Genomic DNA, 24817 nt, shown 5'->3' on the forward strand with positions numbered 1-24817 from the left:
AGCAGGATGTCAGGAGTTCGAATCTCCTAGGCTCCACAGGATCGAGAAGCCCCCGGCCACCTGCCGGGGGCTTCTTCTGTTGAGGCGGGTGGCGACCGATCTCGCCCATGGGTTGCGCTTCTCCGCCCACGGGAGGACGTGGATCGTCCCGGTGGACGACGCGTGGGGTGAATACTTCACGTAGCGTGTTACCCATGTAGAGCTTGCCTCGTGCTGAGCTGCTTCAGATCAATGTCGAACCCGCGCACGGCGGAGCCGGCTCCAGCTCGCAAGACTCAGGAGACACATGGACATCCTCGAATGGGTGAGCACGACCGCATCAGCCCTTCCCGACCCTCTGGTCTGGGCCCTCGGCGGACTGTTCGCCTTCCTCGAGAACGGCTTGGGCCTCGGCTTCTTCCTGCCCGGTGAGACGATCGTCGTCTTCCTCTCCGCCTCTCTCTCCAATGTCTGGGCGGTGGTGGTGATGTTCCTCGTGGTCGTCGTCGCGGGAAGCGCGGGAGACCACGTCGGATATCTCCTCGGGCGGCACTTCGGCGTCGGCATGCGCGATCTCAGACTGGTCGAGCGACTCGGGGTGGATCGATGGGATCGGGCCGTCGAGATCCTCCACCGGCGCGGTGCGATCGCCGTCTTCCTCACGCGACTCGTCCCTGTCGTTCGCACGTTGACTCCGGCTGCTGCGGGCGTCGCGAAGGTGAGGTATCCGTCGTTCCTGCTCGCCTCACTCGCCGGAGCAGCGACCTGGGCTGCGATCTACGTCAGCGTGGGTTTCCTGTTGAGAGCATCCCTCGACGCCGTCACCACGGCGCTGGGACCGATCAGCAATGTGCTGCTCCTCGTCGTGGTCGCCGGCGCCATCGTCTTCTTTGTGGTGCGTTTCATCCGCACTCGGTGGCTCGCTCGCCCCGTCGATGTGACCGATGGTCCTGCGCCCATCCAGCCCACCGTCGTCGACCGTCTCTTCCGTGAAGACGAATGGCGCACGTGGCCCAACCTCATCACCGGGATCCGCCTGCTCCTGCTGCCGGTGTTCCTCTGGCTGATCACCGCCAGGATGCTGTGGGCCGCACTGGTCGTCATCGGCCTGGTCTTCCTGACGGATTGGTTCGACGGTTGGCTCGCGCGACGGACGAACAGCGTCTCCGCCCTCGGCACCTGGCTCGATCCGGTCGCCGACCGGATCACGGTGGTCGTCACGGCCGTCGCCTTCACGCTCGGGCATCTCATCCCGTGGGAGACGCTCGTGCTGCTGCTCATCCCCGACGTCCTGCTCGGGATCGCCGCGCTGATCTTCTTCCGAGGAAACCCGGCAGTCCCGGTCACGATGGTCGGGAAGGTCCGGACGGCTCTGATCTTCGTCGGACTCCTCGGCGTCCTCTTCGGCAGTGCGCTGAGTGAGTCGGGTCTGGAATCGCTGAGCTGGATCGTCGGGATGTCGTTCCTGCTGTTCCTGATCGGGATCGTCGGTCACTACATCGCGGCGTCCCAGTACGCCCGTGCCATGATCACGCAGAAGCTGAGTGTGCGCGAAGGCTGAGGCTCCTCAGGCGTCGGTGCGCGTCTCGAGATCGATCTCGTAGTGGATCATCCCCGAGCGAGCGGCGACGCGGTCGTAGAGTCCGCGCGCGGTGGTGTTCGTCTCGGCTGTGAGCCAGTAGACCTTCGCTGCGCTCTGCTGCTCGGCCCATGCGCGGACGTGCGCGATCAACGCTCGGCCGACCCCGCCACCGCGCACACCGGGTGCGACGAACAGGTCTTCGAGGTAGCAGTAGTCCGTCGTCGCCCACGTCGAGGGGTGCGTCAACCAGTGGACGATGCCCACTGCGGTGCCGCTCTCGTCGCGGGCGAGCGCGCCATGGAGGCCTGAATCAGCGTCGATGAGGCGCTCGAAGGTGGCATCCGTGGTCGCCGGGTCGAGGGCTTCCTCATAGAAGGACAGATAGCCGCTCCACAGGTCGTCCCACTCGGCGCGGTCCTGGGTCGTGATCGGTGCGATCGTCGTCATGACTCGAGAGTAGCGATGTGGTGCGGAGGTTCACTCGACGGGTCGAAGGCTCCGCAGGATCGTGGCGTGACGAACCAGGAACGTGCGTTCGTCGAGCTTCTTGCGCCGCAGCCAGCCGGTGACCTCGTCGTTGTGCTTGCTCGCGTTGCACGAGGCGCACGCCGGGACGACGTTCTCGAGCGTGTAGCGGCCGCCGCGCGACACGGGTTGGATGCAGTCGCGTTGCAGGGCGGCACCGTCCCCGCCGCAGTACGCGCACCCGCCCCAGGCGTCCATCAGGTCGTACCACTGCTCGTCGGTGAGGTCGTTGTCGACACGGGCGAGCCGGTTCTGTCGGCGCTTGGCATAGCGGGCACGGGTCGCCGGCGACGCGGTGGCGGAAGAGACCTTGCGGCGGCGGCGCATGGGCCGATGCTATCGCGGTGAGCGCTCGACGCGCCTCAGCCCTGGCCTACCGAGGTCAGCTCATGTGGCGCGAGATTCAACCGCTCGCCGCCGACCGCGGTCACGACCACGATGTCCTCGATGCGGGCACCCCAGGAGCCGGCGAAATAGATACCCGGCTCGATGCTGAATGCCATGCCCTCGCGAAGCACCAGGTCGTTGCCCGGAGCGATGTACGGCTCCTCGTGCACCGAGACGCCGATGCCGTGGCCGGTGCGGTGCAGGAACGCCTCACCCAGCCCGGCGTCGGCGAGAACGTTTCGCGCCGCAGCATCCACCTCCGCCGCGGTGGCGCCAGGACGCACGGCATCCACTGCTGCCTGCTGAGCGCGCACGAGCACCGCGATGCGCTCGGCGGCAGCGGAGTCGGGAGTGCCGACGACGTAGGTCCTGGTGCTGTCGGAGTTGTAGCCGCTCGGCACTGCCCCTCCGATGTCGACCACCACGATGTCGCCGTCCTCGATCACGCGGTCCGAGACCTCGTGGTGCGGATCGGCGCCGTTCGGGCCGGATCCTACGATGACGAACTCCACCGTGCGGTGTCCTTCGGCGACGATGGCATCGGCGATGTCGGCGGCGACCGCGCGCTCGGTGCGTCCGGCCCGAAGCCACTCGTGCACGCGGCGGTGCACCGCATCGATCGCATCTCCGGCGCGGCGAAGCTCGGTGATCTCCTCGGCGTCCTTGACCATGCGGCCCTCGCGGAGCACGGGCGTCGCGAGTTCGAGACGCACACCCAGTCGCTCACCGATCGGGATCACGTGCAGGGCGGGGAGGGCATCGGAGACGCCGACGCGCGACACGGTGCCGACGGATGCGGTGATCAGTGCGTACGGGTCTTCGCCGTCGACCCAGTCCGCGACGTCGAGTGCGAGCTCTCCGACCGCCGTGGTGCGCACCTTCGCGAGTTCCATCCGCGGAACCACGATCGTCGGCGCGACGTCGGGGCCGATGACCAGCGCAGTGAGTCGTTCGATGGTGTCGCCTTCGACGCCCACCAGATACTGCAGATCGGGACCCGGGCCCACGATGATGGCGTCGAGCCCGGCCTCGGCGGCGAGGGATGCGGCACGGCTGAGGCGGGCGGCGTACACGGAAGCGGGGAAGGGCAATGTGCTCACGGGCTCAACGCTACTGCGCGGGTGCTCGCAGGGCATCCGATTCGCGATTCGATCCATTCCGCCCGCATGGTCGGGGCTGAGCGACTCGCCCCGGTCTCAATGCCGCAGATCATCGACGGCTTAACGGAGGGGGGCGCGGTCGTTCAGTCGCTCCCCCTCCGCGGTGGTCAGCTGATGGCGACGCGGATGCGCTCGGCGAGGAATTCCAGATCGGCCTTCGTGAGGTCGGTCACCGCGTAGGCAGTGGGCCAGACGGTGCCGTCGTCGAGGTTCGAGATGGGCTCGAACCCGAACGTGCCGTAGCGCACCTTGAACTTACTGGCCGGCTGGAAGAAGCAGAGCACCTTGCCGTCGCGGCCCCACGCCGGCATTCCGTAGTAGGTGCGCGGCACGAGCTCCGGGGCGACCTCCGAGACCAGGGCGTGCAGCTTCTTCGACAGCGCCTGGTCTTCGGGAGTGAGCTTCTCGATCGCCTCCTTGATGTCGGCCTCTCCCGCCGCTCGGAGCTCTTCCGGGGACTTCTTCGCGCGGGAGCGCCGGGTGCGGGCCTCCTTCGCGGCGGCCTGCATGGCCTCGCGTTCCTCGGCGCTGAAGTTCTTCTCTTTCTCGGCCATGATCGGTCCTCTCGACGTGCGTCCGGTGTGCAGATCACACTACGGACGCCGGGTGGCGATGCGCTTCTCGATTCGTGATCGATCTCGGCAGGACGCACGGTCATCGACTGTCGTCGCCGACGGATAGTGTGTGATCCATGGACCTGCGTGTGGCGGCGTACGCGGTCGTCACCGATGACGACGGGCGGTTGCTGCTGGCGCGGTGGACCGAGGGTCGCCGGGTGGCGTGGACGATGCCGGGCGGCGGACTCGAAGCGGGAGAGTCTCCGGAGGATGCCGTGCGTCGTGAGCTGCGTGAGGAGACCGGTTACACGGTCAAGGTCGGTGAACTCCTGGGCATCCACTCGCGGGTGATCCCCGCGGGTCGACGTGTGCAGAAGGCTGCAGATCCGCTGCATACCCTGCGGATCCTGTATCGGGCCGAGGTCACGGGCGGCAAACTGCGCTTCGAGACCGGCGGCTCGACCGACATGGCGGAGTGGTTCCCCCTGAAGGCGGTCGGCGAGCTGCAGCGCGTCAAGCTGGTCGACATCGCCTTGCGGATGGCCGGCATTCTCTGACACGAGCTGCGCCGCCGCGCGGGATCAGCGCTCTTCGGGGACGGAGATGTCGGCGACGGTGGCGCCGTAGGCCGCGATCAGGTCGTCGGCGTCGACGAACAGGCTGTATCCGTGGGCTCCTGCGCCCATGGCGATGCGCTGACCGACGATCGACTCGTCGGCGTAGATCGGCCAGTCCGTGGTGCTGCCGATCGGCACGATGGTTCCGCGTTCGTAACCGGTGGCCGCGAGCGCCAACTCGGGCTCCGGCAATCGCAACTTGTTCACCCCGACCAGCGCGCGCAGCTTCGGCCAGGAGATCGAGCGGCCGCCGGGTACCAGGGCGAACAGGAAGGTGTCATCGGATCGCTTCACCACGAGGGTCTTCACGATGCCCGACGGAGGGATGCCGAGGAGCTCGGCCGCCTCGAACAGGCTGCCCGCGGCGGGACGTTCACGGATCTCGATGTCGAGCCCTCGAGCGGCCGCCGCTTCCCGCACCCGTGCATGCTGATCGCCTCCGTCACCGAAGGCGACGGAGGCGGGATCAGACGGGGTCACGCGTCGGGTGCGGCGAGCGGGTCGTCCGCGACCCAGAGCTCATCGTCGGCGCGCAGAGTCTGCCACGCGGCGTAGAGCACACCGACGGCCGCAGCAGCGCCGAGGATGATCGCGATGACGGAGCCGAGGCCCGGTCCCGACTTCTGCGGCTTGGTCGCCTTGCGCACCTGCACGGCGACGCCGTGGCGCTTGGCGTTGGCGACGTCCCACGCGCTGAGTGCCGAGCCGACAACTCCGCCCACGATCGGGACGAACTTGTCGTCGACGACGTGCTTGCCGATCTTCACCCCACGGTCGACGACCGGGGCGACACGGCGGTTGTACGTGTCCTGGATGACCGGCACGACCTGCTCACGATTGAGGTTGCCGAGCTGACGGCCGGCCTCACGGGCGACATCGGCGGCGTGACCGACGAGCACCTGCTGGTTCTCCCAGAGCTGGTTCGCGTCGTTCTGAAGACGACGCAGTTCCTTCTTCCGCTTGCGGCTGAGGCTCACGATGCTCTCCTGTCCATTGGAGTACGGGTTCCCCATCTTGCCACGAGAGGCTGGAAGCCGGGCGGGAATCGCCCGGCCCTTGCTTCTTCGCCTCATCAGGGGTAGGTACCACGGCCAACTCACCGGAAGCTCTGCGAGAATGAGGACATGGCTCACGCTTCTCATGTCGCAACCCTGCACACCAACCACGGTGACATCGTCATCAACCTCTTCGGTGACCACGCCCCGAAGACGGTCAAGAACTTCGTCGGCCTCGCCGACGGCACCCAGGAGTGGACCGATCCCGCCACCGGCAAGCCCGGCGAGGGACCCCTCTACAAGGACGTCATCTTCCACCGCATCATCCCGAACTTCATGATCCAGGGCGGCGACCCGCTCGGACAGGGTGTCGGCGGCCCCGGCTACAACTTCGACGACGAGATCAACATGGAGCTCAACTTCAACGAGCCCTACATCCTTGCCATGGCCAACGCCGGTCTCCGCCGCAACGCCATCACCGGCAAGCCCGAGGGCACCAACGGTTCGCAGTTCTTCATCACGACCGACCCGACGCCGTGGCTGCAGGGCAAGCACACGATCTTCGGCGAGGTCGCCGATGACGCTTCCAAGGCCGTCGTCGACGCGATCGGCGCCGTGCAGACCGGTGCAGGCGACCGTCCCGTCGAGCCTGTCGTGCTGCAGTCGATCGACATCGTCGCGGCCTGACGACAGCTGCGGCCGATCCGGATGACCACGCCTGAGTTCACGAGCAATCGCGACAACTTCTGCTACCGGCATCCGGATCGGCAGAGCTTCGTGCTCTGCCAACGGTGCATGCGCACCATCTGCCCCGAGTGTCAGACTCAGGCGCCCGTCGGCGTCATCTGCCCGGAGTGCATGAACGCCGACCGCAAGAACCGCACCCCGGCCCAGAAGAAGGCGGCCCGTCGTTGGGGCGGCAGCGGTGGAGCGAGCATGGCGATGGCTCGCAGCGGCAAGCCGGTCGTGACCTATGCGCTGCTCGCGGTCACGTCATTCATCGGACTGCTGCAGCTGATCCCCGGTATCGGCGAGCAGATCACCGGCCAACTGCTCTTCGCGGCGCCGTATCTGTATCCGAACCTGTCGCCGTTGCCCTTCGAGCCCTGGCGATTGCTGACCGCGATCTTCGCCCATGGCGGCTTCATCCACCTCGCGCTCAACATGCTGGCCCTGTGGATGCTCGGACAGAGCCTCGAGCCGATGCTCGGTCGCGTTCGCTTCCTCGCTCTCTACCTCATCAGCGGTCTCGGAGGCTCGGTCATGGTGGCGGTTCTCGCGCCGCTGACCTCGACCGTCGGGGCGTCCGGGGCGATCTTCGGCATGATGGCCGCTCTGCTCATCGTCGGTCGACACCTCGGTGCCAACGTCACGGGTCTTCTCGTGATCCTCGGCATCAACTTCGTCTACGGCCTGGTCTTCGGCGGCGGAAGGATCTCCTGGCAGGCACATCTCGGCGGCCTGCTCATCGGAGCCCTGGTGGCGTTCATCTACGTCAAGACGAAGCGGCGAGACCAGCGCACCCTGCAGATCGTGCTGCTCTCCGCTCTGGTCGTCCTGTTGATCGTTGTGGTGGCGCTCGTTCCGCCGCTCATCCTTTTGTCCTGATCCAGAGTTGTTAACAGGGTTGTTAACCCCTGTGAATAACAACGGTGTAATTCTCCCCAGGCTGTGGAGAGGACTGTGGATAACTTCGCTCTGGGTGACTTGTGGGGCGGGCGCGGGGCGGTTCCCTTCCGTGAGTCGTACTTCGCTGCTGACATGAGAAAGGCCCTCTCGCATCGCGAGAGGGCCTTTCTGGAAGAAGGAGTGAGGCGTCAGCGCCAGCGGGTGGTCATCAGGAATCCGATCAGCGCGATACCGAGTCCGATCGCCAGGTTCCAATTGGAGAGACCCGGGATCGGGTACTGCATGCCGGAGATGTAGAACACCAGGATCCAGGCGAGACCCAGGAGCATGAACCCGATCATCACCGGCTTGAACCACACGGCGTTGGGAGCGGCGTCGCCTTCAGCGCGCTCGACGGCGGGTTCTTCAGTCTTGCGGTCACGTGCCATTCCGTCATTGTACCCATGAGACCTGTCTCGGACGAGGTCGGGCGGGCCCTGGGACAGCGGGCGAGACGGTGACGCCACGGCATCCGCCCAGCGTTCCCGGATATGATCACCGCATGACTGCATCCGTCGCGCCTGGGGGGCGACGTCCGCGCCGGCAGCGACCACGCTCCCGTGCGACGTTCGCGAGCGTGCTCGGCGAGCTCCTTCTGACGGCGGGCGTGGTCGTTCTCCTCTTCGTGGCCTGGCAGATGTGGATCGGCGACATCATCATCAGTGCACAGAAGAACGACGAGGGTGCCGCCGTCTCCCAAGCCCTCGCGCAGGCGGAGGCACCAGCGCTCCCCCCGGTCGTCGAGGGCGAGGACGGCACCTCCACCTACATCCCACCCGTGCCCGCAGCCCCGGCCGACGCGCAGTGGTTCGGCCAGATGCACATCCCCCGTTTCGGAGCCGAGTACAACTTCGGGATCTTCGGGGGCACGAGCCGTGCGCGCACGCTCGATCAGCAGGGCATCGGAATCTATGCGAACTCCAAGATGCCCGGCGAGGTCGGAAACTTCTCCCTGGCCGGGCACCGCACGACGTGGGGCAAGCCGTTCAACCAACTCGACAAGCTGCAGCTGAACGACGCGATCGTCGTCGAGACGCCCGACGGCTGGTACACCTACCGCTTCCGTACGCTCGAGTACGTGAAGCCCTCACAGACCGATGTGCTCGCCGATGTGCCGCAGATGCCGGAGCAGCAGACCGGCGAGCAGTACATCACCCTCACCGCCTGCTCGCCTCTGTACTCGCTGGCGGAGCGCATCGTCGCCTACGGAGTGTTCGAGAGCTTCCAGCCGCGGGCCGAGGGACCGCCGACCGCGCTGACCGACCCGCCGCCCCCGCCGGCCGCACCATCCGTGTGATCGTGGACCGTCATAAGGGAGAAGACTGATGTACGCCGCACTCTGGCGCCTGCTGCCCGGACCGTGGTGGCTGCGTGTGCTCATCCTCGTGGTCGTCATCGCCGCCGTGCTCTACGGCTTGTTCTGGTACGTGTTCCCCTGGGTGAGCCCGATCATCGCCCCCGGCGAGGTCGACGTCGAATGACGCGAGTGCTCGTCGTCGACAACCACGACAGCTTCGTGCACACACTGGTCGGGTACCTGAGCGAGCTCGGCGCGCACACGGTGATGATCGAATCCGATGCCACGGACGCGGCTCAGCTGGAGCGGATCCTTCCCGAATACGACGCGTTGATGCTCTCTCCGGGCCCTGGTGCACCCGTCGACGCAGGAGCGTCGCTCGATGCGGTACGCATCGCCACCCGCCTGCGGGTACCGACGCTCGGAGTGTGCCTCGGGCATCAGACGATCGGCGAGGCGTTCGGGGCTCCGGTCGCCGCAGCGCCCGAGCTCATGCACGGCATGGTGTCGGCGGTCACGCACGACGGCTCCGCGTTGTTCGCCGGGATCCCTTCGCCGTTCGACGCGGGGCGCTATCACTCCCTCGCGCTGGCGGCCTCCGATCTGCCCTCCGAAGTCGTCGTGACCGCCTGGACAGAGAACGGAACCGTGATGGCTCTGGCTCATCGCGATCAGCCCCTCTGGGGCGTGCAGTTCCATCCGGAGAGCGTACTGACCGAGGGAGGCTACCGGCTCCTGGCGAACTGGCTGGAGCTGTGCGGCGACGAGAACGCCGTCGGACGCGCTGAGGAGCTGCACCCGCTGCTGGCTCGCTGAACAGCCGCGGGCGGGGCCCATACGCCCGACGGTGCTATCCGTTGCAGAAGAAGATCTGGACGGAGGAGCCCACAGGAACGTCACCCGGCGCCACCGACATCGAGTGGACCGTGGTCGGCTCGGTCGCGGGGCACTCCGCGGTCTCCGTCGGCACAGCGACCAGACCGAGGTCCGTGAGGTTCGTCGTGGCGGCATCGACGGTCCAGCCGACGAGATCGGTCAGCGTGACCTTGCCGCTGGCCACGACCAGATTGACGACGGTTCCCGGATCCAACTCGGCGTCGGCCTTCTCGCTGGCGGAGATGACCGTGTTCGTCGCCAGGGCCTTGTCGTTGCGCTGGATGACGGTCCCGAGTTCGAGGCCGGCCGCCGTGAGGGCCTTCGTGGCATCGTCGAGGGCCATCCCCTCGATCTTCGGCATCACCACGGTCTCCTCGCCCTTGGAGACGTAGAGGGTGACCGTGGAACCCTCTTCCACCGATACTCCCGCTTCGGGATCGGTGCGGATCACGTTCCCCTCCGTCACCTCGGAGCTCGTCTCGATCACGATCTTCGATGAGAGGTCGAGTGCGGCGAGGTCGTCCTGTGCCCGTTCCGAAGACACGTTGACGAGGTTGGGGATGGTGCGTGACGTGCTCGACACCTCGGGGGGCCGCATGCTGATCGTGACGACCCAGAACAGCACGGAGGCCAACAACACGGCGAGCAGCGCCACGCCCGCCCAGATCCAGGCGACCGGAGGACCGGACTGGGTTCTGGTCATGGTCGTGTCCGTGCTCAGCTGGCGAAGCGACCGCGCGGTCTCCTGCGCCTGCCGCGGGCTCGCCCCGTACAGCTCGCTGGTCAGCGCACCGAGCTCCTTGCGGGTCGGAGCGTTTCCCGTCATGGCGGAATCCAGCGCCGCGCGGAAGTGCGCGGCATCCGGATAGCGCTGGTACGGGTCCTTCGCGAGTGCGCGGAGCACGATCGGGTCGAGATTCCGCGGGGCGTCCTCGTTGACCTCGGTCGGAGGAACGGGAGTCTCGCTGACGTGCTGATAGGCGACCGCTACCGGCGACTCACCACGGAACGGCTGCCGCCCGGTGAGCAGCTCGTACAGCACGACACCGGTGGAGTAGAGGTCGGCACGAGCATCGACGGGCTCGCCCTTCGCCTGCTCCGGTGAGAAATAGGCGGCGGTCCCGATGATCTGGGTGGTCTCGGCGACGGTCGACGACGAGTCGGAGACGGCTCGGGCGATGCCGAAGTCCATCACCTTGACCTGACCCTTGTCGGTGACCATCACGTTGCCGGGCTTGATGTCCCGATGCACGACACCAGCGCGGTGCGAGTAGTCGAGCGCCTCGAGGATTCCGTCGACGTAGCGGACCGCATCGGTGGCCGGCACCGGGCCGGCGGCGATGATGTCCTTGAGGAGGGTGCCCTTGACGAGCTCCATCACGATGTACGGCGGCTCCGTGGAGCCGATCTCGCTCGTCGAAGGGTCGCCGGCGTCGAACACGCGGACGATCGACGGATGCGACATGCGCGACGCCGCCTGGGCTTCGAGTCGGAACCGGTTGCGGAAGGTGGTGTCGCGCGCCAGGTCGGCATCGAGGATCTTGATCGCGACCTCGCGCCCGAGCGTCAGGTCGTACCCGCGGTACACCTTCGCCATTCCGCCATGCCCGATGAGCTCGTCGACGCGGTATCGACCCGCGATGACTCGTGGCTCTGTGGACACGGATGACCCCCCCTGGAAACTACGCTTGCTGAACTGAATTACAGGTTACCCGTCGGTGCCGCTGTCCCCATCGCCGGGGTCGGTGGCCGCCGTGATCGTCACCGAGAGCGGCGGAGACGCGGCGGAGGTGCGCTGGTCGCCGCCGGAGCACATGCCCTGGTAGCTGACGATGAGCTGCTGTCCTGCGGCGTCGGCGATCTTCACCTGCGTGTTGCGCTGCGTCGGCTGGAAGTTCGGGCCGCCCGACACGAAGGTGCCGTTCTGGACCGACACGACGTAGCCGGAGAGAGTGGTTCCGCTGGGGCAGGTGAATCCGGTGCCCCAGGAGATGGTCACCGTCGAGCCGGCGACAGGGTTGCCCGTGATGGTCGGAGCATCGGTCGGCGTCGGCAGACCGGCGCGAGCGGCGTAGACCGTGAGGGTCATCGCCTGGGTGGTCTCGACGTTGCCGGTGGGCGCCACGCGGTAGACCTTGCCGACCTCTTCATCGCTGGGTGCCGGGTCTCCGTCGACGCAGGTGATCTCGCTGTTGAAGCCGGCGTCCTTGAGCGTGGAGGTAGCCGCGCCGCAGTCCATGCCGTTCAGGTTCAGAGCGGTCACATCCACTCTCGTCACCTCCGGCTCCGGCGTCGGCGTGTTGGGCGGCGGAGTCGTCTGCGTCTGGGTCGGCTTGCTGCTCGGCGACCCCGTGGGATCGGCGTCGCCGCCCTGGTTCGCGAGCATCGCCCACACCGTGCCGCCGAGCACGATCACCAGCAGCGCGATCAGAGCGATCAGCGGCCAGGTCCAGGGGCTGCGTTTCTTCTTCTTCTCCTCTTCCGCGGCTTCCTCCGTGGGAAGCTGAGCGGTGGTGGGGAGGATCCGCGTGGTGCCGTCGTCACCGGAGGCGTTCAGGAGTCGGGTCGCGTCGTCGCCGCCGGCGATGCCACCGGTCGCGATCGCCGGGACAGCGATGGCTGCGGAGTTCAGATCGCCCCGGCGAAGGGCCTGTGCCGCTCGTGCCACCGTCGCGGAGGACGAGGGGCGATCGCTGGGCTTCTTGGCGATCATCGCCATGACCAGGTTCTGCACCGGGATCGGGACGGTCGGAGGCAGGGGCGGGGGCTGCTCGTTGATCTGCGCCATCGCGATGGCCACCTGCGACTCGCCCGTGAAAGGACGCTTGCCCGCCAGGCACTCGTACGCGACGATGCCGAGCGAGTAGGTGTCGGTCGCCGGCGAGGCGGGGTGACCGGACGCCTGCTCGGGCGAGAGGTACTGCACCGTGCCCATGACCTGGCCGGTCGCGGTGAGAGGCACCTGGTCGGCGATGCGGGCGATGCCGAAGTCGGTGATCTTGACGCGGCCGTCGGGCGTGATCAGCAGGTTTCCCGGCTTGATGTCGCGGTGGACGAGACCGGCCGCGTGGGCCGCCTGCAGCGCGGAAGCCGTCTGGGCGACGATGTCGAGAGTCTTGTCGGCGCTCAGCGCACCATCGCGCTCGAGCACGGTCGAGAGTGCCTCGCCCGGCACCAGTTCCATGACGAGGTAGGCGCTGCCGTTCTCCTCGCCGTAGTCGAACACGCTGGCGATGCCCTCATGGTTGACGAGAGCAGCGTGCCGCGCCTCGGCACGGAAACGCTCGAGGAACCCGGGGTCCCCCATGTACTCGTCCTTGAGGATCTTGATGGCGACGGTACGTCCGATGACGTGATCCGTCGCCTCCCATACCTCGCCCATGCCACCGATCGCGATACGCGACTGCAGCTCGTAACGACCACCGAACGACACACCCTGCGTCGGCCTCATCTGCCCAGCACCGCCTCTATGACCTTCTTCGCAATCGGAGCCGCGATGGTGTCGCCGCTGCCTGATTGTCCCTGTCCGCCGCCGTCTTCGACGACGACCGCTACTGCGACCGCGGGGTCGTTCGCCGGCGCGAAGCCGGTGAACCACAACGTGTGCGGCCTGTTTCCGTTCTCTGCGGTGCCCGTCTTACCGGCCACGTCGATCCCGTCTATTCTTGCACCCTGGGCCGCGCCCGTTGCGACGCTCGCGACCATCGCCGCGGTCACGTTGTTCGCCACGTCGGCATCCATCGCACGTCCGAACTCACTGTCCTGGAAAGCCTTGATGACCGAGAGGTCGTTGCCGATGACGGCGTCGACCATCCGCGGGTTCATCACGATGCCGTCGTTCGCCAATCCGGACGAGACCATGGCCATCTGCAGCGGGGTCGCCGTGACCTTTCCCTGACCGAATCCGGTCAGGGCGGTCTGGGCGTCATCGAGGCCGCGCGGGTAGCTCGACGGCGTCGATGTCAGTGGTGTGTCGAAGGACTGGTTGAAGCCCAGCTTGTCCGCCATCTCACGGATGGTGTCGTCACCGAGCTCGACGGCCAGTTCGGCCATCGGGATGTTGCAGCTCAGACGGATCGCCTCGGCGATCGTGACGGTCTCACCCGGACCGCACGTGCCGCCCCAGGCGTTGGAGACGCGGTTGCTCGAACCGGGAAGGGTGTACGCGATCGGGTTGGGCAGCGTGGAATCCGGAGTCCATTTGCCGGTCGCATAGGCGGCAGCCGCGACCACGACCTTGAACGTCGAGCCGGGAGGGTTCAGGTCACCGGCGATCGCCCGGTTGGACAACGGCTTGTTCGCGTCGGCGACCAGCTGGTCGTAGGTCGCGTTCGCGGCGTTCGCATCGTGCGTCGCCATGAGGTTGGTGTCGAAGCCGGGAGTCGAGACCATCGCGAGGATGCGTCCGGTCTTCGGGTCCATGGCCACGACCGCGCCCTTGAGGTCGCCGAGGGCTTCGTAGGCAGCCCGCTGCGCCGCGGTGTTCAGAGAGAGCTCGACGCTGTATCCGCGCTGCGGTTGGCCGGAGAGGATGCGCTCGACCTCTCCGAGGAATGCGTTCGACCCCGTGCCGGAGAGCTCGGCGTTCATGGCCTTCTCGATGCCGGTGCTCGAGCCCAGAGCGGGGTTGAAGTACCCGGTGACCGGTTCCCACAGCGGCGCATCCGTGTAGACGCGCTGGAACTGGTACCGGTCGTCGCTCGGCACCGAGTTGGCGATCGCGACCCCGTCGACGATGATCGATCCGCGTTGGATCTCGTAGCTGTCGAGGCGAGTGCGCTTGTTGTTGCTGTTCTGGGCCAGCGCATCCGCCTCGACGACCTGGATCCAGCTGGTCGCGGCGAACAGGGCGATGAACATGAACAGCATGATGATGCTGAGGCGACGGAGTTCCTTGGTCATGTCAGCCGATCACCACCCGGGGCTGACGGCGCACACCGTCGGAGATGCGCAGCAACAGCGCCACGATGAGCCAGTTGGCCACGAGGGAGGAGCCACCCGCGGCGAGGAACGGAGTGGTCAGGCCCGTCAGCGGGATGAGGCGGGTCACGCCGCCGACCATGATGAAGACCTGCAGAGCGATCGTGAACGAGAGTCCGGTGGCGAGCAGCTTTCCGAAATCGTCCTGACCCGCGAGACCGATGCGCATGCCGCGGCTGACGAACACCATGTAGAGGCAGAGGATCGCGAACAGCCCGATCAGGCCGAGCTCTTCGCCGAGGCTGGTGATGATGTAGTCGCTGTGGGCCAGCGGGGTGACCTCGGGACGGCCCTGGCCCCAGCCGGTGCCCATGAGTCCGCCTCGTGCGAGGCCGAAGAGTCCCTGCATGGGCTGGTAGCCGGCGCCGTCGGGATCGACCTGGTCGGCGTCGAAGAGGAAGAGCCAGTTGATGAAGCGTCCCTGCACGTAGCTGAGGATCTGCGTCGCGAGTGCCACGCCGGCGACCACGAGGGTCAGTCCGATCAGCACCCAGCTGGTCTTCCCCGTCGCGACGTAGAGCATCGCGACGAACATCCCGAAGATCAGGGTTCCGGTTCCGAGGTCGCGCTGGAACACGATGATCCCCAGCGAGATGAGCCAGACGACGAGCACGGGTCCGAGCTCGCGCATGCGGGGCCAGGTGATGCCCAGCACCCGCTTGCCGACCGACGTCAGACTCTCGCGGGTGCGCACCAGATAGCCGGCGAAGAAGATGGCCAGGCAGATCTTGGCGAGCTCGCCGGGCTGGAACGCGAAGGCGCCGCCGAGCGACACCCAGACCGCCGCATTCGCGTCGGGGATGCGCAGCCCGGGGACGAACGGCAGCAGCAGGAGCAGGATTCCGGCGAGGCCGAAGATGTAGGTGTAGCGGAACAGCACGCGGTAGTTGCGCAACAGGATGACGACCGCGATCGCACCTGCGAGCGAGATCGCGGTCCACGCGAGCTGCTTGGTCGAGTAGGCGTTCCAGCCGGTGTTCTTGAAGGCGATGTCGATCCGATAGATCATCGCGATGCCGAGGCCGGTGAGGAGGGTCGCGATGGGCACGACGAACGGGTCGGCGTCGGACGCGACGAAGCGGAGCACGATATGCAGGGCGAATGCGAGGGCGGCGAGACCGCCGCCGATCGCCAGGATCATCGGGTCGATCACGCCCAGTGCGCCCAGCTGCACGAGCGTGAGGGCGGCTCCGCTGATCGCGCAGGCGAACAGCAGCAGCCAGAACTCGCGATTGCGCTGGTTCTGCGGCATCCGGATGCGCTTGAGCGCCTTGATGACGCTGGTGTCGGCGGCGACGTCGGTGCTCATCCCTCACCCCCGGCCGGCGTGTCGACAGGAGTCGGCATGGGCGTGGGCAGCGGGGTCTCGATCGTGTTCGCGTCGGCCCCGGCGCGGAGCCGGTCGACGATCGCCATCGCGTCGGACAGAGATCGTGCGGTGATGGTGCGCTCGACCGATGCCCGCTGATACGGAGGCAGATTCGCGAGGAGGATGTCGGTGTCTTCGACCGGAGTCGACAATGTGATCGGCCCGATGTTCTGCTGCACGCCTTGGAAGATCACGACGCTGTCCTCGTCGGCGCCGATGAAGTAGCGCGTCTGGGTCCAGCTGTAGGCGGCGAAGGCGGCGACGCCGAGCATCACGATCACCACGAGGGCACCGGCGATCCAGCCGAGACGACGGCGCTTGGCGCGACGGCGATCCTCCTCGATCAGCTCCTCGAGGTACTCGGGAGCCGGCTCGAAGTGGCTCGGCTCGTTCGCGGCCTGGCGCACCGGGTGCAGCCAGTTGCCGCGCGGAGGGCGTACCGGAGGCACGTAGACGCCGTCGGGGTTCGATGCCGAGCCGACGATCGTGGGCGTCCCCGAGTGGATCGGATGCTGCCCGCCCACGTCGACGAGGACGATCGTGACGTTGTCGGGCGCTCCGCCGTCGAGAGCCTGCTTGAGGAGGTTGTCGGCGGTGCGGCCGGGCGCGAGGCCGAGCTGCATGGCCTTGAGGATGTGCGGTTCGTCGACCACGCCCGAGAGGCCGTCGGAGCAGAGCAGCCACCGGTCGCCTGGTTGCGTGTGCATCACGAACATGTCGAGCTCGGGATCGGAGTCCATGTCGCTGAGCACGCGCATGAGCACGGAACGGCGGGGGTGGTAGCGCGCTTCCTCCGGTGTGATGCGGCCCGAATCGACCAGACGCTGCACGAAGGTGTGGTCGGCGGTGATCTGCGTCAGTGCGTCGTCGCGGTACAGGTAGATGCGCGAGTCGCCGATGTGGCCGATGACCGCGTATTCGTCGACCATGATGATCGCGCTGACCGTGGTGCCGAGGCCGGCGAGTTCCGGGCGGTCCTTCGCGGCGCGGATCAGGTCGCCCGCTGCGGTGGTCGCGGCGGCCTGCAGCGAGGCCTGCGCGTCTTCGGTCGACGCATAGGGCTGGTCGAGGGGCTCCAGACGCTGGATCGCGATGCTGGAGGCGACGTCTCCGCCGGCGTGCCCGCCCATGCCGTCGGCGACGACGAAGAGATTCGCCCCGGAGTATCCGGAATCCTGGTTGTTGGAGCGGACCTTCCCGGTGTGGGAGATCGCGACGCTCGAGCCTTCGAAGACCATGCCGGCGTCAGGCTCGCAGCTCGAAGGTCGTGGCGCCCACCTTGATCGGGGTGCCGAGCGAGAGGGCGACGGGCGAGCCGGAGACGCGCTGGCCCGCGACGAAGGTGCCGTTGGTGGAGTCGAGATCCTGGATCGCCCAGCTGTCGCCGCGCAGCATCAGGCGCGCGTGGTGACTGGACGTGTAGTCGTCGCGAATCACGAGAGCGGACTCGCTGGAGCGGCCGATCGTGAGGGAGTCGGCGCTGAGCGGCAGCTCGAGTCCCGCTTTGGGGCCGGATGTGATCACGAGCCGCTTGGCTGTCGCGACCGTGGCCGGACCGGTGGAAGGGCGAGCGGATGCCGGTTTCGCCACCGGTGCCGCGGGGGCTGCGACCGGCGCGGCGGCCGCTCCTGCCGCCGCCTCTGCGGGGAGCTTGCGCACCCGCACGCCGAACAGGTCGGCACGCAACGAATACACGACCCCGAACACGAAGAACCACATCAGGATGAGGAACCCGATGCGGAGCAGAAGGAGGATCAGTTCACTCACCCGAGGGCTCCGAACGCTCGGGTGGCGTCGTCGCCGCGGGGTGCAGGACGCGAGGGTGACGCGACCGGGACGACGCGGAACACCAGATCGGTGCGTCCGATCGTGATGGTGGTGTCGCTCGGGAGCGCGGCTTCGCGCAGCTTCTGGCCGTTGACCTTCGTGCCGTTGGTGGAGCCGAGGTCGCGCATCATGGCGCGCTCGCCATCCCACAGGATCTCGGCGTGCTTCCGACTCGAACCGGCGTCGGCGATCGTGATGTCGGCATCCGAGCCGCGGCCGATCACGGTGCGGGCACGGGAGATCGAATGACGACGGCCGTCGACGTCGACCACGGCCTGCCAGGTCACACGACCTTCGACCGTTCCCGAGCTCACACGCACCGTGCCGGTGGCGACCTTCTCATCGGCCTCGAGAGTGATGGCGAGCGGTCCGGAGAAGCTGTATCCCTGGGACTTGGCGTGTGTGGTGAGAAGAGCGTGCAGCTCGTCCGTGAGGGCACCACCGAGCCCGCGCATCCGTTCGGCGTCGTCGGCGCTGAGGCGCACGACGAAGCTGTTGGGGGCGATGATGCGGTCGCGGCTGACGACCGCAGCCTTCGTGTCGGCTTCGCGCCGCAGCGCCGAAGCGATCTCCACTGGCTGGATGCCGCTGCGGAAGGTCTTGGCGAACGCGCTGTTAACTGCGCGTTCGAGACCCTTCTCAAAGCTGTCAAGTAGTCCCACTGGGCTCCTCTGGCATGCCGACTGGTAGACACATCGTAGCCAGGTGTCCTGGGGGAACGCCGCCGATGACCCTCCAGGCATGTGCAACGAGGCCGAAAACGCATGATATCTTTGGGAAGTTGAGTTCTTCGGAACGAGACACTCGCGCGAGTGGCGGAATGGTAGACGCGCTGGCTTCAGGTGCCAGTGTCCGTAAGGACGTGGGGGTTCAAGTCCCCCCTCGCGCACAGTAGGTGCGTATCGGAAGTTGATCCGATCCGAGTGTGAGAATGGCCCGGTTCCGTTGAGGAAGCCGGGCCTTCTTCTTTTGGATCAGGTCCGTGGACGCCGCGCCCACGGGGCCGGCGCCGGAGGTGCGGTCAGCATCCTCACGGCACCGGCAGATACCGGTTCAGGTGCGCGAACGGCGGCTGCGACGAGAGGTGCGACACCGCCGCGGATCCGACCGCACAGGCGGCTGCAAGCGCGTCGGCCGGCGAATGTCCGGTGCGAAGCGCGAGCACGAGAGCCGCACAGAACGCATCGCCCGCGCCGACGGTGTTCACGGCCTCCGCACGGATGCCATCGGCGCGCGCGATCTCCTCGCCCCGGCGATACAGTGCCGCGCCGGCCGCCCCATAGGTCACGGCGACGAGCTCGGCATCGGCGAGCTCGGGCATGAGCTCGCGTTCGGTCTCGTTCACGATGAACAGGTCAACGCGACGCAGCAGGGCTTCGGGCAACGGCTGGGCGGGGGCGGCGTTGACCGCGACGAAACCGGTGGCGGTGGCGGCCACCGCTTCGACGACGGCGAGTGCGATCTCCAACTGCATCAGTACGGCCTCGTCTTCTCGGAAGGTGACCCCGTCGAGGGCCACGTGGTCGTTCGCTCCCGGGCAGACCGCGATCTGGTTCTCGGCGTCGGAATCCACCACGATCAGGGCCGTTCCGGTAGGTGCGTCCACGGTCCGCAGATCGGCGACGTCCACTCCGGCCCGGATCATCTCCTCTCGCGTCCAGGTCCCGTCGGCGTCATCGCCGACGGCGCCGATCATGCGCACCCGTCCCCCGAGCTTCGCGGCGGCGACGGCCTGATTCGCGCCCTTCCCGCCCAGATCGCGGGAGAGTCGTCCTCCCGCCACGGTCTCACCTGCGGTGGGGAGGCGATCGACGAACGCGGTGACGTCGACGTTCGCACTGCCGACGACGACGAGAGACGGAAGAGCGGGAGTGACCATGGCGGCAGCTTTCGGATCGAGGAGGCGGGATCGGAACGACGGCGTCGCAGTCGACTTGACGTTCCCGTGAGAAAGTGTAAACGTTTACGCACGAACATCTGCAAAGGAGCACCATGACCACTCCCGTCCTTCTCGACTGCGATCCGGGCCACGATGACGTCTTCGCGATCTGGCTCGCAGCCGGAAACGACGCCATCGACCTACGCGGGGTGACCACTGTCGGCGGCAACGGCTACCTCGAGCACACGACCCGGAACGCGCGGATCGCCCTCACCGTCGCCGGTGTCGAGAACGTGCCGGTCGCGGCAGGTGCCGACAAGCCGCTCACCCGTGAGCTGACGCCCGGGGCATGGATCCATGGGGAGAACGCCCTGGGTGGGCCCGTCCTCCCGGAGCCCACGGTGCCGCTGGACCCCCGTCACGCGGTCGAGTTCCTCGCCGATACTCTCGCCGCTTCACCGGAGCCGATCACGCTGATCCCGACCGGCCCCCTCACCAACATCGCGCTCCTGCTGCAGCAGCACCCGGAGGTCGCGCCCCAGATCAAGGAGATCATCTGGATGGGCGGCTCGACCGGCCGCGGCAACGTCGGCGCGTACCCGGAGTTCAACGCCTGGGCCGACCCGGAAGCCGCAGCGGTCGTGTTCGCCTCTGGGCTGCCGCTGACGATGGTCGGGCTCAACATCTCCCATCAGGCGCTGATCACCGAAGAGGTGATCCGGCGGATCGGTGCGGTCGGCAACGAGACAGCGGCATTCGGCGTGGAGCTGCTGCGCTTCTTCTGCAGCACCTACGAGAAGGCGGAGGGAATGCCCGAAGGCCCTCTGCACGATCCCATCACCGTGGCGATCGCGATCGACCGCGCCGTCGCATCGATCCAGCGCTGCCACGTCGACATCGAGACCGCGGGTGAGTTCACGGCGGGCGCGACCTGCGTCGATCTGCACGACATGCTGGGCAAGGAGCCGAACACCGACGTCGCGATCACCCTCGACGTGCCGAAGTTCTGGAACCTGGTGACGGATGCTGTCGCGGCACTGGCCTGACGTTCAGCGCGGCGCGACGAGCGTCGTCGACTCGGCCACACGCAGACTCGGCGCGAGGCGGCTGAGCACGTACGGGGCCTCGGGATCGTCCATTCGACGCACCAGCGCCTCGGTCGCCTCCCGGGCGAGCTCGTCGAACGGCTGCACCACGGTCGTCAACCGCGGTTCGCATACGTCGGCGAGCATCGTGCCGTCGAAGCCGGTGACCTGCACATCGGAGGGCACGCTCTTGCCGGCACGTTTCAGCGCCGCGATGGCCCCGGCAGCGACGAGGTCGTCGCCGGCGATGATCGCATCGGGAAGAGGGCCGCGCGCCAGCAGCTCCTCCGCAGCCCTCTCGCCGAAGGCGAGCAGGTACTCGCCGAAGATGTTCTGTTCGCGGGGCATCGATCGGGTGCGCACCGTGGCCTCGAACGCCGCTCGTCGTTCACGGCCCACGGAGGTGACGTCGTTGCCCGAGACGAGCACCACACGGTGTGCGCCCCGGGCGGTGACGTGCTCGACGGCGAGATCGATGCCGGCGTCGTTGTCGACACCCACGAAGTCGGCAGGAAGATCGAGCACGCGACGGTCGAGCTGCACGAGCGGAACCCTTCGCGCGGTGTCAGCGACGGCGTCGAACGAGAGCTCGGCGTCGGAGGGGACCACGAAGATGCCCTCGACGCGACGTTCGACCAGCATGCGGAGGCGGTCGCGTTCTCGGTCGACCTCGCCATGGGAGTCCGCGATCACGAGATCGAAGCCGCGGCGCTGCAGATGGTCCTCGAGGCGGTGGATGAGCTCACCGTAGAAGGGGTTGCTGATGACCGGGACCACGACGCCGATGGTGGCGCCGGTGCCGGCGCGCAGGCCGCGGCCGATGAGGTTCACCCGATAGCCGAGTCGCTCGGCCACCTCGGCCACATGCTCCGCGGTGCGACCGGACACCCGGTCCTTACCGTTGAGGGCTCGCGAGACGGTCGCGATGGACACACCGGCGGCGGCTGCCACCTCGTGCAGCGTGACGGACGCCTTCTTCACCACGACTTCCCACCCTGACCGGTGCCGCCGTCGACACCATCAGTCCAAGATAGGGCGTGCGTAAAGGATTACGCACGCGAACAGCCAACGATTCGACACGAAGAAGTGAGCAATGACCAATCAAGTAGATGCGGTTCGCACCCGGACCAGCGTGGTGTCGCTGATGATCGCCCTCCTCGCCGCGTGCCTGGCCTTCCAGCTCAACGCCAGCATGCTGAGCCCCGCGCTGGTGACGATGGAGCGCGAGCTCGATGCGACGTCGACCGAGATCGCCGCGACGCAGACCGTCTTCTTCACGGCCGCCGCGCTGTTCACCCTGTTCCTCCCCCGCCTGGGTGACCTGATCGGGCGCCGACGCGTCCTGGTCGGAATGCTCGTGGTGATGGCGATCGGCTGCGTCGTCGCGGCGCTGGCCACCAACGTCCCGATGCTCTTCATCGGTCGCCTCATCCAAGGCGTGTCGGGGCCGGTCGTGCCGCTCTGCCTCATCATGCTGCGGGCGGCCGTCAAGGATCCGAAGGCGTACGGGACCCTCCTCGGTGTCGTCACGGCGGTCAACGGAGGGATCGCCGGTGGAGATGCTCTGCTCGGCGGATATCTGGCGACGAACCACGGCTTCGCCTCCATCTTCTGGACGATGGCGGGTGTGGCGATCGTCGCTGCGCTCACCGTGCGATTCCTCGCCCCGGAGACGATGGCCGACGACCGCCCGCGTATGGACTGGTGGGGATCACTGCTGCTGGTCATCTCGGTGGGGTCGATGCTCGTCGCTCTCAACGAACTGGGCGCGCTCGCCGAGGCGAACCTGGTGCTCGTGATCGTTCTCGCGGTCGTCGCCGTCGTGGCGTTCACCTCTTTCTGGAAGCTCGAGGGCAGGATCGACGATCCGCTCGTCTCGACGGCCCAACTCAAGCAACGAGCCACCTGGGCGCTCAGCGCCACCTCGCTGCTCACCCTGTCGGGGATCTTCGCGATCATGAACGGAGTGGTCCCCGCCCTCGCGCAGGACACGGCGATGAACCTCGCGATGACTGCCGAGGAGGTCTCATTGTGGATCCTGATGCCCTACGCGCTCGCCGGCCTCCTGATGGGGCCGCTCAGCGGCAGGCTCGCCGCCACCGTCGGGTACCGCACGATGCTGCGCATCGGGCTGGGCGGCACCGTCGCGGTGCTCGCGATCATGGTCGCCAATGTCGAGACCTCATCCCGGTTCGTCCTGCTCCTCCTCTCCATCGCGGTCGGCGTCACCTATGCGGGGATCGGCAACATCATGCTCAACGGCCTGGGCGTCGTGCTGTCACCGAAGGACCGCCCGGGATCGCTTCCCGGCCTGAACACGGGCGCCATCAACCTCGGGGCGGGACTGAGCTTCGTCGTCATCTACGCGGCGCAGACCTCGTTCGCCTCCGGAGCAGGCGATGCGACGGCGGGATACGTCGCGGCACTGATCACCGGGGCGGTGGTGCTCGTCGGCGCCCTCGTCTTCTCGATGTTCATCCCCAAGCCCGTGACCGCCGAGCTGTCGCGCTAGTCCGCGTCACAGAGGGCCCCTCGCCCGCCCCGGGCGGGGGGCCTCGTCATCGAACACTCGGGAAACATCCGTCCGTAGTACGACGCCGCCGCTACCTTCGGCCGATGCTTCCCCGTGCCGTCCCGGCGACGATGGAAGTCCGCCCTCCCCAGAGAAGACGTTCTGTGACCTCACGCACCCCGGACCCCCGTTTCGCTCTCGCTTTGGCCGCCGTCGGGCTCAGCACCTCGGCGCTCGCGCTCGCCGCGTGCGCTTCGGCTGCCTCCTCCGCGTCCCCCTCCACCGGCCCCGCCACGGGAGAAGATGCGCCAGCCCACCACGGCGGAGACAAATCGAAGGCTGCTGGTTAGTCTGGCCGTTATGACGGACGAGCCGAAGCCCTCGACGAAGGCCCGTCCTCGTACTCTGATCCGCGATCAGGTGTATGCGCGGTTGGCTCAGGAGATCGTGACCGGACGCCTGGCTCCGCTCGAGGAGATCCGCGATCAGGATCTGCAGGCCGAATACGGCGTCTCTCGCACACCGATCAGGGAGGCCCTCATCCGGCTCGCCGACGTGGGCCTGGTCGAGATGAGCTCGAACCGCTTCACGCGGGTGGCCCCCATCGATCTGCGGGCACAGGCGGATCGCGCCGAGGCCGCTGGCGCGCTGATCGCCTACGCAGCCGCGAAGGTGGTGCCCGCCCTCACCGACGCCCAGCTCGACTCCCTCGATGCCCGCGTGCAGGCGATCCTGGACTCCGACCTCACTCGCGGAGGGATGCCGGACGGGCTGCGGCTCTGGTTCGCCCTGTGGGTCGAGGTGATCGAACTCGCCGACAACGCGATCGTGACCGAGATCCTCGATCGCAACCTCGTGCTGCACCTGAGCCGCTCGGTACAGGATCGCCCTCTCCCGGGATGGCTCGGACAGCAGCAGCGCGTACTCGTGGAGCCGCTGCGGGTGGCGTTTCGAGCGCGAGACGGCGCGGCCGCACGGGATGCCGTCTTCGAGCTCTTCCGCGTCACCACGGTCGAGCCACTGCGGGCGGCGCTGACCGGCGAATGGCGGCATCCCGGTGAGTAGCCCGGAGTCGGAACCGCGCGCGGGTGCTCCCTCGTTCCTGTCGGTCGAGATCCTCGACCTCGTCGATCGGAAGGATCTGGCCGCGCCGAGACCTGTGGCCACACGGCTGGAGTCTGTCGTCGAGGCACTGACCCGCAAGATGGAGACCGGCGAGCTGCCCCCGGGAGCCGCGTTGACGGTCTCGACGCTCGCGAAGGAGCTCGACGTCGCCACGAACACCGTGCGCGAGGCGATATCGATCCTGACGGTGCAGCATCTGGTCGAGGCTCGTGCGCACAAGTCGTCGGTGGTGGCGACCCCCACACGCGCGTGGCTCGCGGCCGTCGTCGCGGAATGCTCCGGGCTGTCGACTCTGGCCGCGACCCTGGGCATCGCGCGCGCGACCCCGAGCGAGCGCCGGGCGTTCCGGGTGGCCGCCGAGCAGGCGATCACGGCATGGCGGGGGGGGGCCGGCGAT

At 67.4% G+C, this 24817-nt stretch carries 28 protein-coding genes and 1 tRNA gene; 13 read left to right on the plus strand and 16 right to left on the minus strand.

What is annotated here, in order from left to right; all coding sequences use genetic code 11:
- Both B2869_RS02815 and B2869_RS02820 read left to right on the plus strand, forming a co-directional pair.
- A partial coding sequence (locus B2869_RS02815; RefSeq protein ID WP_292762461.1) for a hypothetical protein occupies positions 1 to 184 on the plus strand: 184 nt, incomplete at its 5' end.
- Positions 185 to 286: 102 nt separating this feature from the next.
- Positions 287 to 1540 (plus strand): CDP-alcohol phosphatidyltransferase family protein, encoded by a 1254-nt coding sequence (locus tag B2869_RS02820; RefSeq protein ID WP_292762464.1) that lies wholly within the window; start codon positions 287 to 289, stop codon positions 1538 to 1540.
- A gap of 6 nt (positions 1541 to 1546) precedes the next feature.
- Here the strand turns inward: B2869_RS02820 and B2869_RS02825 are convergent, their stop codons facing one another.
- The 4 genes from B2869_RS02825 to B2869_RS02840 form a co-directional block, all read right to left on the minus strand.
- Positions 1547 to 2008, minus strand: a complete 462-nt coding sequence (locus B2869_RS02825) for a GNAT family N-acetyltransferase (RefSeq protein ID WP_292762467.1) — start codon at positions 2006 to 2008, stop codon at positions 1547 to 1549.
- A gap of 30 nt (positions 2009 to 2038) precedes the next feature.
- Positions 2039 to 2413, minus strand: a complete 375-nt coding sequence (locus B2869_RS02830) for an HNH endonuclease (protein ID WP_021201373.1) — start codon at positions 2411 to 2413, stop codon at positions 2039 to 2041.
- A gap of 35 nt (positions 2414 to 2448) precedes the next feature.
- Positions 2449 to 3573 carry a M24 family metallopeptidase gene (locus B2869_RS02835; RefSeq protein WP_292762471.1) on the minus strand — a complete coding sequence of 375 codons (1125 nt, stop codon included), beginning with the start codon at positions 3571 to 3573 and terminating at the stop codon, positions 2449 to 2451.
- Positions 3574 to 3740: 167 nt separating this feature from the next.
- Complete coding sequence (locus B2869_RS02840; RefSeq protein ID WP_021201371.1) at positions 3741 to 4187, minus strand: hypothetical protein; 447 nt, start codon at positions 4185 to 4187, stop codon at positions 3741 to 3743.
- Between the two features lie 137 nt (positions 4188 to 4324).
- Here B2869_RS02840 and B2869_RS02845 point away from each other — a divergent pair, with 137 nt between their 5' ends.
- Positions 4325 to 4747 (plus strand): NUDIX hydrolase, encoded by a 423-nt coding sequence (locus tag B2869_RS02845; RefSeq protein WP_292762474.1) that lies wholly within the window; start codon positions 4325 to 4327, stop codon positions 4745 to 4747.
- Between the two features lie 24 nt (positions 4748 to 4771).
- Here B2869_RS02845 and B2869_RS02850 read toward each other — a convergent pair whose 3' ends face one another.
- Both B2869_RS02850 and B2869_RS02855 read right to left on the minus strand, forming a co-directional pair.
- Positions 4772 to 5227, minus strand: coding sequence for an aminoacyl-tRNA deacylase (locus tag B2869_RS02850; protein ID WP_292762548.1), 456 nt, complete (start codon positions 5225 to 5227; stop codon positions 4772 to 4774).
- Positions 5228 to 5283: 56 nt separating this feature from the next.
- Positions 5284 to 5784: a hypothetical protein gene (locus B2869_RS02855; protein ID WP_029259475.1), complete on the minus strand. Its 501-nt coding sequence runs from the start codon at positions 5782 to 5784 to the stop codon at positions 5284 to 5286.
- Positions 5785 to 5931: 147 nt separating this feature from the next.
- On the opposite strand from B2869_RS02855, the gene B2869_RS02860 reads away from it, so the two are divergent.
- Both B2869_RS02860 and B2869_RS02865 read left to right on the plus strand, forming a co-directional pair.
- On the plus strand, positions 5932 to 6489 hold the full coding sequence (locus tag B2869_RS02860) for a peptidylprolyl isomerase (protein WP_021201367.1): 558 nt from the start codon (positions 5932 to 5934) through the stop codon (positions 6487 to 6489).
- A gap of 21 nt (positions 6490 to 6510) precedes the next feature.
- Positions 6511 to 7410: a rhomboid family intramembrane serine protease gene (locus B2869_RS02865; protein WP_292762479.1), complete on the plus strand. Its 900-nt coding sequence runs from the start codon at positions 6511 to 6513 to the stop codon at positions 7408 to 7410.
- Between the two features lie 209 nt (positions 7411 to 7619).
- Here B2869_RS02865 and B2869_RS02870 read toward each other — a convergent pair whose 3' ends face one another.
- On the minus strand, positions 7620 to 7859 hold the full coding sequence (locus tag B2869_RS02870) for a cell division protein CrgA (RefSeq protein WP_021201365.1): 240 nt from the start codon (positions 7857 to 7859) through the stop codon (positions 7620 to 7622).
- A 113-nt stretch (positions 7860 to 7972) separates the two neighbouring features.
- Here B2869_RS02870 and B2869_RS02875 point away from each other — a divergent pair, with 113 nt between their 5' ends.
- Genes B2869_RS02875 through B2869_RS02885 form a run of 3 tightly spaced genes read left to right on the plus strand, consistent with a single transcriptional unit; the run spans position 7973 to position 9583 of the window.
- Positions 7973 to 8767 (plus strand): class E sortase, encoded by a 795-nt coding sequence (locus B2869_RS02875; RefSeq protein WP_292762484.1) that lies wholly within the window; start codon positions 7973 to 7975, stop codon positions 8765 to 8767.
- A gap of 28 nt (positions 8768 to 8795) precedes the next feature.
- Complete coding sequence (locus tag B2869_RS02880) at positions 8796 to 8951, plus strand: hypothetical protein (protein WP_021201363.1); 156 nt, start codon at positions 8796 to 8798, stop codon at positions 8949 to 8951.
- Complete coding sequence (locus B2869_RS02885) at positions 8948 to 9583, plus strand: anthranilate synthase component II (RefSeq protein WP_292762489.1); 636 nt, start codon at positions 8948 to 8950, stop codon at positions 9581 to 9583. The genes B2869_RS02880 and B2869_RS02885 overlap by 4 nt, the downstream gene beginning before the upstream one ends.
- Positions 9584 to 9617: 34 nt before the next feature.
- Here B2869_RS02885 and pknB read toward each other — a convergent pair whose 3' ends face one another.
- Genes pknB through B2869_RS02920 form a run of 7 tightly spaced genes read right to left on the minus strand, consistent with a single transcriptional unit; the run spans position 9618 to position 18481 of the window.
- Positions 9618 to 11306, minus strand: coding sequence for a Stk1 family PASTA domain-containing Ser/Thr kinase (gene pknB / locus B2869_RS02890; protein ID WP_292762492.1), 1689 nt, complete (start codon positions 11304 to 11306; stop codon positions 9618 to 9620).
- Between the two features lie 45 nt (positions 11307 to 11351).
- Positions 11352 to 13094 (minus strand): protein kinase domain-containing protein, encoded by a 1743-nt coding sequence (locus B2869_RS02895; protein ID WP_292762494.1) that lies wholly within the window; start codon positions 13092 to 13094, stop codon positions 11352 to 11354.
- Positions 13091 to 14545, minus strand: a complete 1455-nt coding sequence (locus tag B2869_RS02900) for a peptidoglycan D,D-transpeptidase FtsI family protein (protein WP_292762496.1) — start codon at positions 14543 to 14545, stop codon at positions 13091 to 13093. The genes B2869_RS02895 and B2869_RS02900 overlap by 4 nt, the downstream gene beginning before the upstream one ends.
- A gap of 1 nt (position 14546) precedes the next feature.
- The gene (locus B2869_RS02905; RefSeq protein ID WP_292762498.1) at positions 14547 to 15932 is read right to left on the minus strand and encodes an FtsW/RodA/SpoVE family cell cycle protein; all 1386 of its coding nucleotides are present in this window, start codon (positions 15930 to 15932) and stop codon (positions 14547 to 14549) included.
- Positions 15929 to 17230: a PP2C family protein-serine/threonine phosphatase gene (locus tag B2869_RS02910; RefSeq protein ID WP_021201357.1), complete on the minus strand. Its 1302-nt coding sequence runs from the start codon at positions 17228 to 17230 to the stop codon at positions 15929 to 15931. The genes B2869_RS02905 and B2869_RS02910 overlap by 4 nt, the downstream gene beginning before the upstream one ends.
- A gap of 7 nt (positions 17231 to 17237) precedes the next feature.
- A complete protein-coding gene (locus B2869_RS02915; RefSeq protein WP_167254953.1) occupies positions 17238 to 17759 on the minus strand; it encodes an FHA domain-containing protein FhaB/FipA in 522 nt (173 codons plus the stop codon).
- Entirely contained in the window at positions 17756 to 18481 is a 726-nt protein-coding gene (locus B2869_RS02920) for an FhaA domain-containing protein (protein ID WP_031208169.1), read from the minus strand. The genes B2869_RS02915 and B2869_RS02920 overlap by 4 nt, the downstream gene beginning before the upstream one ends.
- 144 nt (positions 18482 to 18625) lie before the next feature.
- Here B2869_RS02920 and B2869_RS02925 point away from each other — a divergent pair.
- Positions 18626 to 18708: transfer RNA gene (locus B2869_RS02925), tRNA-Leu, on the plus strand.
- A 141-nt stretch (positions 18709 to 18849) separates the two neighbouring features.
- Here B2869_RS02925 and B2869_RS02930 read toward each other — a convergent pair.
- Positions 18850 to 19698, minus strand: coding sequence for a ribokinase (locus B2869_RS02930; protein ID WP_292762506.1), 849 nt, complete (start codon positions 19696 to 19698; stop codon positions 18850 to 18852).
- A gap of 113 nt (positions 19699 to 19811) precedes the next feature.
- Here B2869_RS02930 and B2869_RS02935 point away from each other — a divergent pair, with 113 nt between their 5' ends.
- Positions 19812 to 20744, plus strand: a complete 933-nt coding sequence (locus B2869_RS02935) for a nucleoside hydrolase (protein WP_292762508.1) — start codon at positions 19812 to 19814, stop codon at positions 20742 to 20744.
- A 3-nt stretch (positions 20745 to 20747) separates the two neighbouring features.
- Here the strand turns inward: B2869_RS02935 and B2869_RS02940 are convergent, their stop codons facing one another.
- A complete protein-coding gene (locus B2869_RS02940; RefSeq protein ID WP_040569840.1) occupies positions 20748 to 21764 on the minus strand; it encodes a LacI family DNA-binding transcriptional regulator in 1017 nt (338 codons plus the stop codon).
- A gap of 112 nt (positions 21765 to 21876) precedes the next feature.
- Between B2869_RS02940 and B2869_RS02945 the strand changes: the two genes are divergently transcribed.
- The 3 genes from B2869_RS02945 to B2869_RS02955 all read left to right on the plus strand — a co-directional run.
- Positions 21877 to 23295, plus strand: a complete 1419-nt coding sequence (locus B2869_RS02945; protein ID WP_292762512.1) for an MFS transporter — start codon at positions 21877 to 21879, stop codon at positions 23293 to 23295.
- Positions 23296 to 23655: 360 nt separating this feature from the next.
- A complete protein-coding gene (locus B2869_RS02950; protein ID WP_292762514.1) occupies positions 23656 to 24360 on the plus strand; it encodes a GntR family transcriptional regulator in 705 nt (234 codons plus the stop codon).
- A partial coding sequence (locus B2869_RS02955; RefSeq protein ID WP_292762516.1) for a GntR family transcriptional regulator occupies positions 24353 to 24817 on the plus strand: 465 nt, incomplete at its 3' end. The genes B2869_RS02950 and B2869_RS02955, both read left to right, overlap by 8 nt.

The organism is Microbacterium sp. UBA3486 (assembly GCF_002377845.1).
Lineage (GTDB): Bacteria > Actinomycetota > Actinomycetes > Actinomycetales > Microbacteriaceae > Microbacterium > Microbacterium maritypicum_A.

Coding starts and splice junctions, on each gene's coding strand:
- B2869_RS02865 (WP_292762479.1), top strand. CDS start 6,511: ATGACCACGCCTGAGTTCACGAGCAATCGCGACAACTTCTGCTACCGG.
- B2869_RS02935 (WP_292762508.1), top strand. CDS start 19,812: ATGACCACTCCCGTCCTTCTCGACTGCGATCCGGGCCACGATGACGTC.
- B2869_RS02840 (WP_021201371.1), bottom strand. CDS start 4,187: ATGGCCGAGAAAGAGAAGAACTTCAGCGCCGAGGAACGCGAGGCCATG.
- B2869_RS02845 (WP_292762474.1), top strand. CDS start 4,325: ATGGACCTGCGTGTGGCGGCGTACGCGGTCGTCACCGATGACGACGGG.
- B2869_RS02910 (WP_021201357.1), bottom strand. CDS start 17,230: ATGGTCTTCGAAGGCTCGAGCGTCGCGATCTCCCACACCGGGAAGGTC.
- B2869_RS02875 (WP_292762484.1), top strand. CDS start 7,973: ATGACTGCATCCGTCGCGCCTGGGGGGCGACGTCCGCGCCGGCAGCGA.
- B2869_RS02905 (WP_292762498.1), bottom strand. CDS start 15,932: ATGAGCACCGACGTCGCCGCCGACACCAGCGTCATCAAGGCGCTCAAG.
- B2869_RS02945 (WP_292762512.1), top strand. CDS start 21,877: ATGACCAATCAAGTAGATGCGGTTCGCACCCGGACCAGCGTGGTGTCG.
- B2869_RS02950 (WP_292762514.1), top strand. CDS start 23,656: ATGACGGACGAGCCGAAGCCCTCGACGAAGGCCCGTCCTCGTACTCTG.
- B2869_RS02885 (WP_292762489.1), top strand. CDS start 8,948: ATGACGCGAGTGCTCGTCGTCGACAACCACGACAGCTTCGTGCACACA.
- B2869_RS02930 (WP_292762506.1), bottom strand. CDS start 19,698: ATGGTCACTCCCGCTCTTCCGTCTCTCGTCGTCGTCGGCAGTGCGAAC.
- B2869_RS02870 (WP_021201365.1), bottom strand. CDS start 7,859: ATGGCACGTGACCGCAAGACTGAAGAACCCGCCGTCGAGCGCGCTGAA.
- B2869_RS02900 (WP_292762496.1), bottom strand. CDS start 14,545: ATGACCAAGGAACTCCGTCGCCTCAGCATCATCATGCTGTTCATGTTC.
- B2869_RS02830 (WP_021201373.1), bottom strand. CDS start 2,413: ATGCGCCGCCGCCGCAAGGTCTCTTCCGCCACCGCGTCGCCGGCGACC.
- B2869_RS02820 (WP_292762464.1), top strand. CDS start 287: ATGGACATCCTCGAATGGGTGAGCACGACCGCATCAGCCCTTCCCGAC.
- B2869_RS02895 (WP_292762494.1), bottom strand. CDS start 13,094: ATGAGGCCGACGCAGGGTGTGTCGTTCGGTGGTCGTTACGAGCTGCAG.
- B2869_RS02825 (WP_292762467.1), bottom strand. CDS start 2,008: ATGACGACGATCGCACCGATCACGACCCAGGACCGCGCCGAGTGGGAC.
- B2869_RS02860 (WP_021201367.1), top strand. CDS start 5,932: ATGGCTCACGCTTCTCATGTCGCAACCCTGCACACCAACCACGGTGAC.
- B2869_RS02880 (WP_021201363.1), top strand. CDS start 8,796: ATGTACGCCGCACTCTGGCGCCTGCTGCCCGGACCGTGGTGGCTGCGT.